Origin of the sequence: Streptomyces sp. CB02058 (assembly GCF_001905505.1) — a bacterium.
Lineage (GTDB): Bacteria > Actinomycetota > Actinomycetes > Streptomycetales > Streptomycetaceae > Streptomyces.
Genome location: NZ_LIPG01000003.1, coordinates 244890 through 258623, shown reverse-complemented (window position 1 = coordinate 258623; position 13734 = coordinate 244890). Strand labels below are relative to the sequence as shown.

Below are 13734 nucleotides of genomic sequence, written 5' to 3'. Positions count from 1 at the left end.
ACTGGTCGGCCGACCCTATGTCTCCGCCGTGGCACTTCGTATGGTTGAGCGCAGGAAGTCCCGGTACGGAACGCCGTACCCTCCGGTAGCGGATGACGCGGTTCCCGGTCCCAGCAGTCCCGGAACAGCGGTCCCCCGCCGGATGCCTCGTCCCTGAACGGAAACGCCCGCCGTGCCGCCATACGCCCCCGAGCCCCCGTCCGCCTCATGGCGCATCGCCCTGCCGCACTCGACGGCCGCGGTGCCGATCGCCCGTGCCCTCGTCCGCACGGCGCTGGCGGAGCTCGAAGCGCCCGCGGACTGCGACACCGCCGAGCTGCTGACCGCGGAACTGGTCGCCAACGCGGTGGAGCACACCGACGGCTCGGGGCCCATCGAGCTGGTGGTCGAGCTGATGGCGTCCGGCTGCCAGGTCGAGGTCCACGACCACGACCCGGGCCCACCGGGCGACCTCTCCCGCCTGCTGCCCGGCAGCACGCCCGACCCGTGGCAGGAGCACGGCCGCGGACTGCTGCTGATCCGCGCACTCAGCTCGGCCTGCGGTCACCGCCCCACCGAGCACGGCAAGGCGGTCTGGTTCACTCTGCCTTCGGCTCCTGTGCCGCCAGGTCCCGCGGCTCCCCAGGACTGACCAGCCGGGAGCGGCTGCGGCTGTATCCCGCGTACACGAGGGCGCCGACGGCCAGGAAGACGGCGAACTGCACCCAGGTCGTCCAGCCCGTCCCGTACATCAGGTACAGGCAGAATCCGACGCCCAGGACCGGGCTGGCCGGATAGAGCGGCACCCGGAAGGAGCGCTTCAGCTCCGGGTTGCGGCGGCGCAGCGCGATCACGGCGATGTTGACCACGGCCATGGTGGCGAGCGTGCCGATGGTCGTCAGGTTCACGACGACGTCCAGCGACGAGAACGCGGCAGGGACCGCGAAGACGACCGCCACGATCCATGTGTTGGCGACGGGGGTACGGGTCTTCGGCGAGACCCGCTCGAAGACCCGGGGGATCAGCCCGTCACGGGACATGGACATCAGGATGCGGGTCTGCCCGTACATCACGGCGAGCACGACGGACGCGATCGCGACGACCGCGCCGAAGGCGATGATCCCGCCGCCGACGCTCGACCCGGTGACCTGGTCGACGACGAGCGAGAGCGCGGCGGGCTTGTCACCCACGGCGTCCGCGCCCAGGGCTCCGATGGCCCCGAGGGCGACCGCGCAGTACAGCAGCGTGACCAGGCCGATGCAGATCAGGATCGCAATCGGGATGTTGCGCCGGGGGTTCTTGACCTCTTCGCCGGCGGTGGTGATGGCGTCGAAGCCGATGTACGAGAAGAACGCCACGGACGCCCCGGCGGTGATCCCGGCCATGCCGTGGGAGGCGAAGGGCGAGAGATGGCCGTCCTCGAACGCGGTGAAGGCGATCGCGCAGAACGCGACGAGGATGCCGATCTTCAGCACCGCCATCGCCGCCGTGGCGCGCGCGCTCTCCCTGATGCCCCGCACCAGCAGGGTGGCGGCCATCATGACCACGACGACCGCGGGCAGATTGATCACACCGCCGTCACCCGGTCCGGAGGAGAGCGCCTCGGGGAGGGTCCAGCCGACGAGGCTGTCGAGCAGCTCGTTGACGTACTGGCTCCAGCCGACCGCGACCGCGGAGACCGAGACGCCGTACTCCAGCAGCAGGCACCAGCCGACGAGGAAGGCGACGCGCTCCCCGAGGGTGGCGTAGGCGAAGGAGTAGGAGCTGCCGGACACCGGGATGGCGCCGCCGAGCTCGGCGAACGAGAAGGCGGTGAAGATGCAGGTGACGGCGGCGAGGACGAAGGAGACCACCACGGCGGGACCGGCCTCGGCGACGCTGTCGGACAGGCCGACGAAGATCCCGGTGCCGACGATGGCCCCGACGCCGAAGCACACGAGCTGGAACAGCCCCATGCTGCGGCGCAGGCCGTGCCCTTCCAGGTCTCCCCCGGACTCCGCGAGCAGCAGTTCGGGGCTCTTGATGCGCGCCCCGGTACCGCGGGAGGGGCTCGCGGGGCGGCGCGGGGCAGGGGTGGTGGGACTCATGGGGGGACGGGTCTCTTCTCTGGTGGTGCAGGAACTCTGGTGATGCGGGGGCCCGTGGGGAGGCCTGGACGTACCCATGTGTGCCCCTGCGCTTGACGGCCCGGCGCACGAAGCCCCGGACCTCTGGCGGGTCCGGCACATGAAAAGGGGTCCGGACGTGCGAGCCCGAACCCCACCAAGTGACCCCATGGTAGCCACTTGCACGCATGTTCACCCAATCGGGTGCATGTTCATGCGGTCTTCGGGCCACCCGCCAGCGTCGCGACGAGGACGGCCTTGATCGTGTGCATCCGGTTCTCGGCCTCGTCGAAGACGACCGAGTGCGCGGACTCGAAGACCTCGTCGGTGACCTCCAGCTCGGAGAGCCCGTGCCGTGCGTGGACCTCCCTGGCGACCTTCGTACCGAGGTCGTGGTAGGCCGGGAGACAGTGCATGAACTTCACATCGTCGTTGCCCGTGGCGCGCAGGACGTCCATGGTCACGGCGTAGGGCGCGAGGGCGGTGATGCGCTCGTCCCAGACCTCCTTGGGCTCACCCATGGAGACCCAGACGTCGGTGACGACGAAGTCGGCACCCCGGACCCCCTCGGTGACGTCCTCGGTGAGGGTGATGCGCGCACCGCTGGACTTCGCGAGCTCGTGCGCACGGTCCACGATCTCCTGGACCGGCCAGTAGGCGGCGGGCGCGACGATCCGGACGTCCATGCCGAGCAGGGCGCCGGTGATCAGGTAGGAGTTGCCCATGTTGAAGCGGGCGTCGCCCAGGTAGGCGAAGGAGATCCGCTCCAGGGGCTTCTCGCTGTGCTCGGTCATCGTCAGGACGTCGGCGAGCATCTGGGTGGGGTGCCAGTCGTCCGTGAGCCCGTTGAAGACGGGGACACCGCCGTACGCGGCGAGCTCCTCGACGGCCTGCTGACTGTCTCCCCGGTACTCGATGCCGTCGAACATCCGGCCGAGCACCCGGGCCGTGTCCTTGACCGACTCCTTGTGCCCCATCTGGGAACCGGAGGGGTCGAGGTACGTCGTGGAGGCACCCTGGTCGGCGGCGGCCACCTCGAAGGCGCACCGGGTGCGCGTCGAGGTCTTCTCGAAGATCAGGGCGATGTTCTTCCCGCGCAGCCGCTGCACCTCCTCGCCGGCCTTCTTGGCGGCCTTGAGCTCGGCGGACAGGTCGACCAGGCCGCGGAACTCCTCGGCCGTGAAGTCCAGCTCCTTGAGGAAATGGCGGCCTGCGAGGTCTATGGCCATGGTGATCGCTCCTGGGCGGGCTGAGGCGTACGGACTTGTCTTGGAAGTCTATACGACGGCCTGTATTGCTATACAGAGCCATGTCGGCGCCCGTACGCCCGGCCCGGTGGTGCGCGATCCGCCGGGGCAACCCCTCACGGCGGGTCGCGCACCACCGGGCGACGCCTCACACCGGGTCGCGCACCACCGGGCAGCTCATGCAGCGGGGGCCGCCCCTGCCCCGGCCGAGCTCGCTGCCGCGGATCTCGATGACCTCCATGCCCTGCTTGCGCAGATAGGTGTTCGTGGTGGCGTTGCGCTCGTAGGCGATGACGACCCCGGGCTCCACGGCAAGCACGTTGCACCCGTCGTCCCACTGCTCCCGCTCGGCCGCGTGCACATCCTGGGTGGCGGTGAGCACACGGATGGAGTCGAGGCCGAGCGCGGCGGCGATGGCCCGGTGCATGTGCTCGGGGGGATGGTCGGTGACTTTGAGCTCCCGGGGGCCGCTGCCCGGTTCGATCGTGTAGGAGCGGAGCATGCCGAGCCCCGCGTACTTGGTGAAGGTGTCCCCGTCGATCATCGTCATCACCGTGTCGAGGTGCATGAACGCCCGGCGCTTGGGCATGTCGAGCGCCACGATGGTCCGGGCCGACCCGGCGTCGAAGAGGCCTCTGGCCAGCATCTCCACGGCCTGCGGGGTGGTGCGCTCGCTCATCCCGATCAGGACGGCGCCCCGGCCGATGACGAGGACGTCGCCGCCCTCGATGGTCGACGGGTAGTCGTCCTGGCCCTCCGACCAGTGGTGGAAGACGCCCGCCTCGGGGCCGGTGAACAGGGGGTGGTGCCGGTAGATCGCCTCGAAGTGCACGGTCTCGCGCTGCCGGGCGGGCCAGCGCATCGCGTTGATGGACACGCCGTCGTAGATCCAGGCGGAGGTGTCGCGGGTGAAGAGGTGGTTCGGCAGCGGGCTGAGCAGGAAGTCGTCCAGATCCATCACATGGAAGCGGACGGAGGTCGGTTCGGCGTGCCGTTCCAGGAACTCCCGCTTCGTCATCCCGCCGACGAGGGCCTCGGTCAGCTCCGCCGCGGGCAGGTCCTCGAAGGCCGCGCGCAGATGCTCGGTGGCGAGCGGGCCGTACTCCTTCTCCGCGAAGACACGGTCGAGGACGAGCCTGCGCGCCACCGGGATGTCCAGGGACTCACGGAGCAGGTCGCCGAAGAGATGGACCTCGACACCCCGGTCGCGCAGCACGTCGGCGAGGCCGTCGTGCTCCTCCCTGGCGCGGCGCACCCAGAGCACGTCGTCGAACAGGAGCGCGTCCTTGTTGCTCGGGGTCAGCCGCTTCAGCTCCAGATCGGGGCGGTGCAGGATGACGCGGCGCAGCCGCCCGGCCTCGGAATCGACATGGAATCCCATGTCTCCATCCTCACCGCGCGGAGCGCCGTTCACCCTGCGAACCGCCACCCGATTCCGGCGGGGGCGATCCCGCCTTGCTAGAGGCGCGGGTCGACGGGCTCCGACTCCAGCGCCAGGACCGCGAAGACCGCCTCGTGGACACGCCACAGCGGCTCCCCCTCGGCCAGCCGGTCCAGGGCTTCCAGGCCGAGGGCGTACTCCCGCAGGGCCAGCGACCGCTTGTGGCCGAGGAACCGCGAGCGCAGCCGGTCGAGGTTCTCCGGCCTCGTGTACTCGGGGCCGTAGATGATCCTCAGATACTCCCGGCCGCGCACCTTGATGCCCGGCTGGACCAGCCTGCCCTTGTCGTCCCGCACGAGCGCGGCGAGCGGCTTGACGACCATGCCCTCGCCGCCGCGGCCGGTCATCTCGAGCCACCAGTCGATGCCGGAGCGCACGGAGGCCTCGTCACCCGTGTCGACCACGAGCCGGCGGGTGACCTGGAGCAGGCCGGTCGGGTCGTGCTCGACGAGCCGGTCCAGCCATGCCAGCTGCTCGTCGTGCGGCACGGCGGCCAGCGAGCGGCCCTGCACCGCCAGGATCTGGAACGGCGCGAGCCGGACCCCGTCGAGCCCCTCGGTGCTCCAGCAGTAGCGGCGGTACGCCTCCGTGAACGCGGTGGCGTCCGCTGCCCGCTCGCGCTGGCGGCCCGCGAGGGCGCCGACGTCGACACCCCGGGCGGCAGCCGCGGACAGGGCGTCCTCGGCCACCGGCAGGACGGCCCCGGCGGCGGCGCCCACCGCGGCGTACTGGGAGCGCAGCAGTCCGGCCGCCTTGAGGGACCAGGGCATCAGCTCGGCGTCGAGCAGCACCCAGTCGGTCTCCCACTCGTCCCAGAGTCCGGCGGCGGTGAGGGCCGTGCGCAGCCGGCCGAGGACGACCTCGGTGAGCGCCGGGTCGTCCAGGAACGGCCGGCCGGTGCGGGTGTGCAGGACGCCCGTGGGGCCGTCGGCCCCGAACCGCTCGCGGGCGGCGGCCGCGTCACGGCAGACCAGCGCCACGGCGCGCGAGCCCATGTGCTTCTCCTCGCAGACGACCTTGGTGACGCCGTCCGCGCGGTACTGCGCGAAGGCCTCGGCCGGGTGCTCCAGGAAGCCCTCCTCGTGGGAGGTGGCCGTCGGGGCCATGGTCGGCGGGAGGTAGGCCAGCAGCCTGGGGTCGACCGCGAACCGGCTCATGACTTCGAGCGCCGCCGCGGCGTTCTCCTCGCGCACCGCGACCCGGCCCATGTGCCGGGTCTCCACGATGCGGCGGCCCTGCACGTCGGCGAGGTCGAGCGGCCTGCCCTCCCGCCCTCCGGGCGCCTCGGTGGTCAGCGGCTTCACCGGCTCGTACCAGACCTGCTCGGCGGGCACGTCGACCATCTCCCGCTCCGGCCAGCGCAGGGCCGTCATCCTCCCGCCGAAGACGGCGCCGGTGTCCAGGCAGAGGGTGTTGTTGACCCAGGAGGCGGTGGGCACCGGGGTGTGGCCGTAGACCACGGCGGCGCTGCCCCGGTAGTCCTCGGCCCACGGATAGCGCACGGGCAGGCCGAACTCGTCGGTCTCGCCGGTCGTCTCCCCGTACAGCGCGTGCGAACGGACCCGGCCGGAGGTGCGCCCGTGGTACTTCTCGGGCAGCCCCGCGTGGCAGACGACCAGCTTGCCGTCGTCCAGGACGTAGTGGCTGACCAGCCCGTCGATGAACTCCGCGACGCGCTTGCGGAACTCGGGGTCGTGGGCGTCCTCCCGCTCCAGCTGTTCGATGGTCTCGGCGAGACCGTGGGTGTGCTGGACCTTGCGTCCCTTGAGGTAACGGCCGAGCTTGTTCTCGTGGTTGCCGGGGACGCACAGGGCGTTGCCCTCCGCCACCATGGACATGACGCGGCGCAGCACTCCGGGGCTGTCGGGTCCGCGGTCGACGAGGTCGCCGACGAACACGGCGGTACGCCCCTCCGGGTGCGCCCCGTCCTTGTACCCCAGCCTGCCGAGCAGGGTGTCGAGCTCGGAGCTGCAGCCATGGATGTCGCCGATGATGTCGAAGGGTCCGGTGAGGTGCCGGAGGTCGTTGTAGCGGCGCTCCAGGACGACTTCGGCGGAGTCGGCCTCCTCCTCGCTGCGCAGGATGTGCACCTTGCGGAAGCCTTCGCGCTCCAGGCCGCGCAGCGAGCGGCGCAGCTCGCGGCGGTGGCGCTGGACGACATGGCGGGGCATGCCCGCACGGTCGGGGCGTTCGGCGTTGCGCGCCTGGCAGAGCTCCTCCGGCAGGTCCAGCACGATGGCGATGGGCAGCACGTCGTACTGCCGGGCCAGCTGGACGAGCTGCCTGCGGCTCTCGGGCTGCACATTGGTGGCGTCGACGACGGTGAGCCGGCCCGCGGCGAGACGCTTGCCCGCGATGTAGTGCAGCACGTCGAAGGCGTCACGGCTGGCGCTCTGGTCGTTCTCGTCGTCCGCGACGAGGCCCCGGCAGAAGTCCGAGGAGATGACCTCCGTGGGCTTGAAGTGCTTACGGGCGAAGGTGGACTTGCCCGATCCGCTGGCGCCGATGAGCACGACGAGGGACAGGTCGGTCACCGGCAGCGTGCGAGAGGTACGGGTACTGGTCATGCGGCCTTCGCCTCCTTCGTCGTCGTCCGGTCCGTCGTGCCGCTGCCGGCCGTCGTTCCGGCGGCCGTGCCCCTCGTGAACACCGCCATCTGCGTGGGCGGTCCCACCTCGGGGTCTTCCGGTCCCACGGGCACGAACGCCACGGTGTAGCCGTGGCGTTCGGCCACTCGCCCGGCCCAGTCCCGGAATTCCTCCCGGGTCCACTCGAAGCGGTGGTCGCTGTGGCGCACATGTCCTGCGGGGAGCGTCTCCCAGCGGACGTTGTACTCCACGTTGGGCGTGGTCACGAGCACGGTGCCCGGTCGCGCGGAGCCGAACACCGCGTACTCCAGGGCGGGGAGCCTCGGCAGGTCGAGGTGCTCGATCACCTCGCTGAGCACCGCCGCGTCGTACCCCTTCAGCTGCTTGTCGGTGTAGGTGAGCGCGCCCTGGCGGAGGGTGATCCGCGCGGCCTGCCTCTCCCCCATGCGGTCCAGCTTCAGCCGGCGCGCGGCGACGGTGAGGGCGCGCATCGACACGTCCACTCCGACGATCTCCGTGTAGCGGACGTCCTTGAGCAGCGCCTGCGTCAACTGGCCCTGGCCGCAGCCCAGGTCGAGCACCCGGCTCGCCCCCGCCTCGCGCAGCGCCTCCAGGATCGCCTCGCGGCGCTGTTCGGCGAGCGGCACCGGCTTCTCCTCGGTGTCGGTGGTCTCATCCACCGCGTTGTCGACGCTCTCCACCTCCAGGTCGTCCGTCTCTGCCAGCCGCACCAGTTCGAGCCGCTCCATCGCCTGCCGGGTGAGCCCCCAGCGACGGGAGAGATAGCGACTGGTGATCAGCTTCTGCTCGGGGTGTCCGGCCAGCCAGCCCTCGCCCGCCCGCAGCAGCTTGTCCACCTCGTCGGGCGCGACCCAGTAGTGCTTGGCGTCGTCGAGCACCGGCAGCAGCACATACAGCTGGCGCAGCGCGTCCGCGAGCCTCAGCTCCCCCTCCAGCACCAGCCGTACGTAGCGCGAGTCGCCCCACTGCGGGAACTGCTCGTCCAGCGGCACGGCCACGGCGTCCACCGCGGTCCAGCCGAGCGGGGCGAACAGCTTGCGCACCAGCTCCGCCCCGCCCCGCGCGGGGAGCGCGGGGACCTCGATGCGCAGGGGCAGAGGTTCCTCGGCCCGTTCGGGCATCGCCCGGCAGACGCCGTTCAGCGCGGACTTGAACACCGTCGTCATCGCGACCGAGAGCAGCGACGATGCCGCGTACGGCCGGTCGTTGACGTACTGCGCGAGCGCCGCGTCGGGGGCTCCGCCCCTGCCCTTGCCCTTGCCGCGGCGGACCAGCGCCACCGGATCCACCTCCAGCAGGAGCGCGGCCGTGCAGCGCTCCGCGGACGCCTCGGGATAGAAGACGTGCGCGGTCCCGTGCGAGGTGGAGAACGTCTGCGCCTTGTCGGGATGCTTGTGCAGCAGAAAGCCCAGATCGGTGGCGGGACGCTCAGGGGTGCCGGTGGTGCCGATAGTCAGGAACACCCGTCCGAGTATGGGCCCGGGGCCCGCCTCCCACCAGGCATTTTCAGCGACCCGATGGTGCGAGTCGACCGGCCAGCGCGGCGATTTCGGACGGCCCCACCCGGCAGCACCCACCGACCAGCCGCGCTCCTGCCCGCTGCCAGTCCCGCACCCTGGAAGCCTCGAAGGTGCTGCTCCCCGCCCAGGCCCTGCCTTCGGCGTCCCACTCCTCCCCGCTGTTCGGATAGACGACGACGGGCTTGCCGGTCGCCGCGGCCGCGATCTCCACCGCGCGGTCGGCGTCGGCCGGATCGCAGCAGTTGACTCCGACGGCGATCACCTGCTCGATGCCCGCCGCGAGCCCGAAGGCCTCGGCCAGCGGCTGCCCCGCCCTGGTCCGGTCGCCCGCCGCGCTGTACGAGAGCCAGACGGGCACCGGGAACTCCTCGACCACCCGCAGCAGCGCCTCGGCCTCGTCGATGTCGGGCACCGTCTCCAGGGCCAGCACGTCGGGAGCCGCCGAGGCCAGCGCCTCCACCCGTGGCCGGTGGAAACGCTCCAGCTCCCTGACCGTCAGCCCGTACCGGCCTCGGTACTCGCTGCCGTCCGCGAGCATCGCCCCGTACGGTCCGACCGATGCCGCGACCCAGCGCTCCCGCCCGGCCACCGCGGCCGCCCGGCGGGCCGCCACCACGCTGCCGGCCATCAGCGCCGCGGCCCTGGCCCGCCCGATCCCGCGCCGCCCGAAGCCCTGGAAGGTCGCCTGGTAGCTGGCGGTGATGAGCACCTGCGCCCCAGCCCGCGCATAGGCCGTATGGGCCGCTTCGATCTGCTGGGGCGCGTCGGCGAGCAGCCGGGCGGACCACAGGGCGTCGGACAGATCGCAGCCCTGCGCCTCCAACTGGTTGGAGAGACCGCCGTCCAGCAGGACGGTTCCCTCCGCGAGGGCCTCGCCGAGCGTACGGCCGGGCGGCACATCCGGAGTCCGGGCGGGGTGCACAGCTGCTCCTTGCTGTCGGTGTCCTGAGCTCGGCGTCATGCCGTCCGCTTCCCGCGACCCGTGCTCCGCCGCGGTCGGCTGTTCCGGCCGGGCCCGGCTCGCCCCGACGCGGCTCGACCCGGCGAGGCTCGCCCCAGCGCGGCTCGGCCCGGCGAGGCTCGCCCCAGCGCGGCTCGGCCCGGCGAGGCGAGGCTCGGCCCGGCGAACCTCAGCCCAGCTGCGACTGGACCTGGGACGCGATCAGTTCCAGGTGGTCCAGGTCGTGCAGGTCCAGGACCTGGAGGTAGACACGGGACGAGCCGATGGCCGCGTACCGGCCGATCTTGTCGACCACCTCGTCGGGGGAGCCCGCCAGTCCGTTCGCCTTGATCTCCTCGACCTCGCGCCCGATGGCGGACGCGCGCCGGGCGACCTCGGCGTCGTCCTTGCCGACGCACACCACCAGGGCGTTGGAGTACACCAGGTCGTCCGGTGCCCGGCCGGCGGCCACGGCCGCATCCCTGACCCTCCCGAACTGCTTCTCGCTGTCCTCGATCGACGCGAACGGGATGTTGAACTCGTCCGCGTACCGCGCGGCCAGGCGCGGCGTGCGGACCGCGCCGTGGCCCCCGATCAGGACCGGCACCTTGGCCTGGGCCGGCTTCGGCAGCGCGGGAGAGTCGGTGAGCTGGTAGTACGTGCCGTCGTAGCTGAAGGTCTTGCCGGTCTCCGTCTCCCACAGACCCGTGATGATCGCCAGCTGCTCCTCCAGCCTGCCGAACTTCTCCTTGGGGAACGGGATGCCGTACGCCTTGTGCTCCTCCTCGAACCAGCCCGCGCCCAGGCCGAGCTCGACCCGGCCGCCCGACATCTGGTCGACCTGAGCCACCTGGATGGCCAGCACTCCGGGCAGACGGAAGGTGCCCGCGGTCATCAGGGTGCCGAGGCGGATCCGCTTGGTCTCGCGAGCCAGACCGGCCAGAGTGATCCACGCGTCGGTCGGTCCGGGCAGCCCGTCGCCGGAGCCCATGCGCAGATAGTGGTCCGAACGGTAGAAGGCGTCGAAGCCGAGGTCCTCGGTGGCCTTGGCGACGGTGAGCAGCGTGTCGTAGCTCGCCCCTTGCTGGGGCTCGGTGAAGATTCGAAGATCCATGCCTCCATCCTGCACCTTCGAAACCGCCGCGCCCCGCCTCCCCTCTCCTCTCCCCGCGCCGGACACCCCGGCTCATGACTGGCCGGAGACGGAACCCGCCGGTCCCCGGATCACGCCGTACGGGCCGTCGCGCCCCTGCTCCCCCTCGTGGTCGCGCTCCGCCTCCGCGAGCCGTCTCAACATGCCCTGGACCCTGTCCACCGACTCGTCCACGGCGTCTATCGCCTCGATGCACTGCCAGTAGAGCGATTCCTCCTCCGTGCCGCAGGCGACGCCCACCAGCGCTATGCCCGCCTCACCGAGCAGTTGCGCGAGCGCGGCCAACGCCCGCGGCACATCGGACACTTCCGAGAGCTGCGAGGCTCTCACGCCCGAGGCCGGAACCATCGGGTGGTCGAACACCGCGCTGCCCAGGGCGCAGATCTCACTGAGCCCGCGCGCGTCCGTCCGCAACTCCGCTGGGCCGCGGCTCGCCAGCCGCCCGCCGACCGCCCGGGCGAGAGCCTGGGCCTGCCACACCTCCGCCATGACGGCCGGCACGTCCCTGCTCCCCGCCAGCGCGCCGCGCCCCGCCTCGATCAGCCGCTCCGCTTCCATGCGATTCCCCCGTCGCCCATACCGCCCGTACGGAAACCCGCTCACCTCTTCATTACCCACAGTGAGGTGCGCGGCACATGAAAGCCAGAGGAAATCGGAAATCTGTGGACAGTAATCCGATTGTGGATAAGTCGATCACTCCGAAGAGTGACGATCGGTCGGCGCCTCGCCGCCGGCCACCGGGAAGCGCGCCTCGTTCCGCTCGATCTTGGCCGCGAGTGCCTCCAGCGGATCGACGCCCAGGACCTCGCAGAACTGCAGCAGATACGCCAGGACGTCCGCGACCTCGTCCCGTACACGGAACGCCTTGTCGGGGTCCTCCATGACCCTGGCCGACTGTTCCGGCGTCAGCCACTGGAAGATCTCCAGCAGTTCGGAGGCCTCCACGCTCAGCGCGGCACAGAGGTTCTTGGGGGTGTGGTACGGCTCCCAGTCCCGGGTGGCCGCGAAGTCGGCGAGCCGCCGCTGCAGTTGCGCTACATCCAGTTCCGTCACGGTGCCAGGTCTACCACTGTCACTCCCGCCGTCCCACGGGCCCTGGCGGCGTTCGCCTCGCCGACCGTTCCCAGCAGGCGCATGTGGCCGTCCGCGCAGATGGAGGCGGCCAGGGCCAGCAACTCCCCCGTCTGACGGGCGTCCAGGCTCCGGTCGAGGCCGTCGGCCAGGACCGTGAGCGCCTGCATGGCCGGGGGGACCTCCGCCGCCGGTTCGACCACCAGGACGTGCGGGCCTGTCAGCAGCACGAGCGCGAGGGCGAGATACCGCAGCTCGCCGTCGCCGAGGCGGGCGATCGGGGTGCTGCGCCCCGGCCCGCGCTCCGTCCTGGCCCGCACGGTCCCGTCCCCCAGCTCTTCGACGGTCAGCCCGGTCACCTGCCCCGCGCACCCCGTGTCCGCGCTGGCGACGAGCCGGGCGTGCCGTCGCTCGCACTGGCTGTGGGTGCGGTGCAGGACCTCGGCGAGGTTGTCGCAGCACGAGGTCAGCCGGCCTTCCCCGACCGGCACGGGCCCACGCATCAGCCGGGGCTCGGGATCGCAGGCGAACGCGGACCGCAGCGCCACGACCACCTGCTCGGCCGCCGCCAGCACCCTCAACTGCCCGTCCGTGGTGCCCGCGACCCGCAGCGGCAGCAGCGCGGTGCCGAGCCGGTCGTCGGGGAAGGGGGCGCGCGTCACCGCGACCGCCCCAGCGGTGTGCCAGGCGGCCTGCACGAAGGGGCGGCGCGGATCGAGCAGCGCCGTGTTCAGCAGGGTCTCGCCGCCCTCCCCCGTCAGCCGCTCGCCGACGATGCGGAGCGCGGGCTCGGCCTGCACGGCGAGGTCGAGCCTCACCGGGCCGGCCGGGCCCTCCACCGTGCAGCCCAGCCTGAATCCGCGTCGCCCCTGCGCGTCGGCGCCCGCCCCCTCCGGCACCCAGGCCGCCGGGTCGGGGAAGACGTCCTCCAGCGGGTCGCCCGCCGCCAGCCTTGCCAGCGCCTCGTACCCGCGCAGGGCCGTCGACTTCCCGCTGCCGCTGCCTCCGGTGAGCAGGGTGAGCGGACCGAGCGGGACGACGGTGCGCCGGTGCGCGGCGAAGGCGTCGAGCCGGAGCTCACCGACGAAGGGGCGGGCGGGGCGGGCCGCCGCGGACGGCGCGGGAGCCGTCCTCCCCGTGGGGCTCGTGGAGATCACAGTCATGGGCGGACCGTACGCACGCCGCCGGACGGCGAACCGTTTTGTCCGCACGATCTTCCTACGATTGGGGTACGCCCGCCGCGGTGACCCCCTCGACCTCCATGCCGACCGGTGCGAGCAGGAAGACGTTGCGGTCGACCCGGTGCATCCCGCTGCCGAGTCCGAAGACCACGCCGCTGCTGAAGTCCAGGATCCGCTTGGCCACATCGCTCTCGGCGCCGGTCAGGTCGAGCAGCACCGGGATCTGTGCCACGAGGTACTCGGCGACCTCGCGCGCGTCCGCGAACACCTGCACGCGCAGAACGACCAGCCGCCGCTGCTCGGCCGACTCCCGCTGGTCGGGGACCGCCCTGTGGTCGACCCGCGACGGCCATTCGTTGCGGCCCCTCAGGGGTACGACCTGAGCGAGACCCTCCCACTGCTCGTCGGTTGCGTCGTACCTGTCGTACCTGTCGTACCTGCTCACAGAACCACCCCGTCCATATGCCGGTTGGCTGTGCGCCGGCTGC

Annotated in this window: 12 protein-coding genes; 1 reads left to right on the top strand and 11 read right to left on the bottom strand. The window is 71.6% G+C overall.

Annotated elements, in window-relative coordinates; translation table 11 throughout:
• The first annotated feature begins 172 nt into the window (after positions 1 to 172).
• Entirely contained in the window at positions 173 to 631 is a 459-nt protein-coding gene (locus AMK10_RS14840) for an ATP-binding protein (RefSeq protein WP_073748254.1), read from the top strand.
• Here AMK10_RS14840 and AMK10_RS14835 read toward each other — a convergent pair.
• The 11 genes from AMK10_RS14835 to AMK10_RS14785 form a co-directional block, all read right to left on the bottom strand.
• Entirely contained in the window at positions 579 to 2066 is a 1488-nt protein-coding gene (locus tag AMK10_RS14835; protein ID WP_073748253.1) for an amino acid permease, read from the bottom strand. The genes AMK10_RS14840 and AMK10_RS14835 overlap by 53 nt on opposite strands.
• A 230-nt stretch (positions 2067 to 2296) precedes the next feature.
• On the bottom strand, positions 2297 to 3313 hold the full coding sequence (gene argF / locus AMK10_RS14830; RefSeq protein ID WP_073748252.1) for an ornithine carbamoyltransferase: 1017 nt from the start codon (positions 3311 to 3313) through the stop codon (positions 2297 to 2299).
• Between the two features lie 166 nt (positions 3314 to 3479).
• Positions 3480 to 4712 carry an arginine deiminase gene (locus AMK10_RS14825; RefSeq protein WP_073748251.1) on the bottom strand — a complete coding sequence of 411 codons (1233 nt, stop codon included), beginning with the start codon at positions 4710 to 4712 and terminating at the stop codon, positions 3480 to 3482.
• Between the two features lie 77 nt (positions 4713 to 4789).
• Positions 4790 to 7339 carry a polynucleotide kinase-phosphatase gene (locus AMK10_RS14820; RefSeq protein WP_073748250.1) on the bottom strand — a complete coding sequence of 850 codons (2550 nt, stop codon included), beginning with the start codon at positions 7337 to 7339 and terminating at the stop codon, positions 4790 to 4792.
• Positions 7336 to 8844, bottom strand: coding sequence for a 3' terminal RNA ribose 2'-O-methyltransferase Hen1 (locus AMK10_RS14815; RefSeq protein WP_073748249.1), 1509 nt, complete (start codon positions 8842 to 8844; stop codon positions 7336 to 7338). Before AMK10_RS14815 ends, AMK10_RS14820 begins: the two co-directional genes overlap by 4 nt.
• 43 nt (positions 8845 to 8887) lie before the next feature.
• Positions 8888 to 9799, bottom strand: a complete 912-nt coding sequence (gene mmuM / locus AMK10_RS14810) for a homocysteine S-methyltransferase (protein WP_382566663.1) — start codon at positions 9797 to 9799, stop codon at positions 8888 to 8890.
• A gap of 232 nt (positions 9800 to 10031) precedes the next feature.
• A complete protein-coding gene (locus tag AMK10_RS14805; RefSeq protein ID WP_073748247.1) occupies positions 10032 to 10955 on the bottom strand; it encodes an LLM class F420-dependent oxidoreductase in 924 nt (307 codons plus the stop codon).
• Positions 10956 to 11027: 72 nt separating this feature from the next.
• Entirely contained in the window at positions 11028 to 11552 is a 525-nt protein-coding gene (locus AMK10_RS14800; RefSeq protein ID WP_073748246.1) for a DUF6099 family protein, read from the bottom strand.
• Positions 11553 to 11687: 135 nt separating this feature from the next.
• Positions 11688 to 12047 carry a nucleotide pyrophosphohydrolase gene (locus AMK10_RS14795; protein WP_073748245.1) on the bottom strand — a complete coding sequence of 120 codons (360 nt, stop codon included), beginning with the start codon at positions 12045 to 12047 and terminating at the stop codon, positions 11688 to 11690.
• Positions 12044 to 13276: an AAA family ATPase gene (locus AMK10_RS14790; protein ID WP_073748244.1), complete on the bottom strand. Its 1233-nt coding sequence runs from the start codon at positions 13274 to 13276 to the stop codon at positions 12044 to 12046. Before AMK10_RS14790 ends, AMK10_RS14795 begins: the two co-directional genes overlap by 4 nt.
• A 7-nt stretch (positions 13277 to 13283) precedes the next feature.
• Positions 13284 to 13691: a cell division protein SepF gene (locus AMK10_RS14785; protein WP_073748243.1), complete on the bottom strand. Its 408-nt coding sequence runs from the start codon at positions 13689 to 13691 to the stop codon at positions 13284 to 13286.
• Between the last annotated feature and the right edge of the window lie 43 nt (positions 13692 to 13734).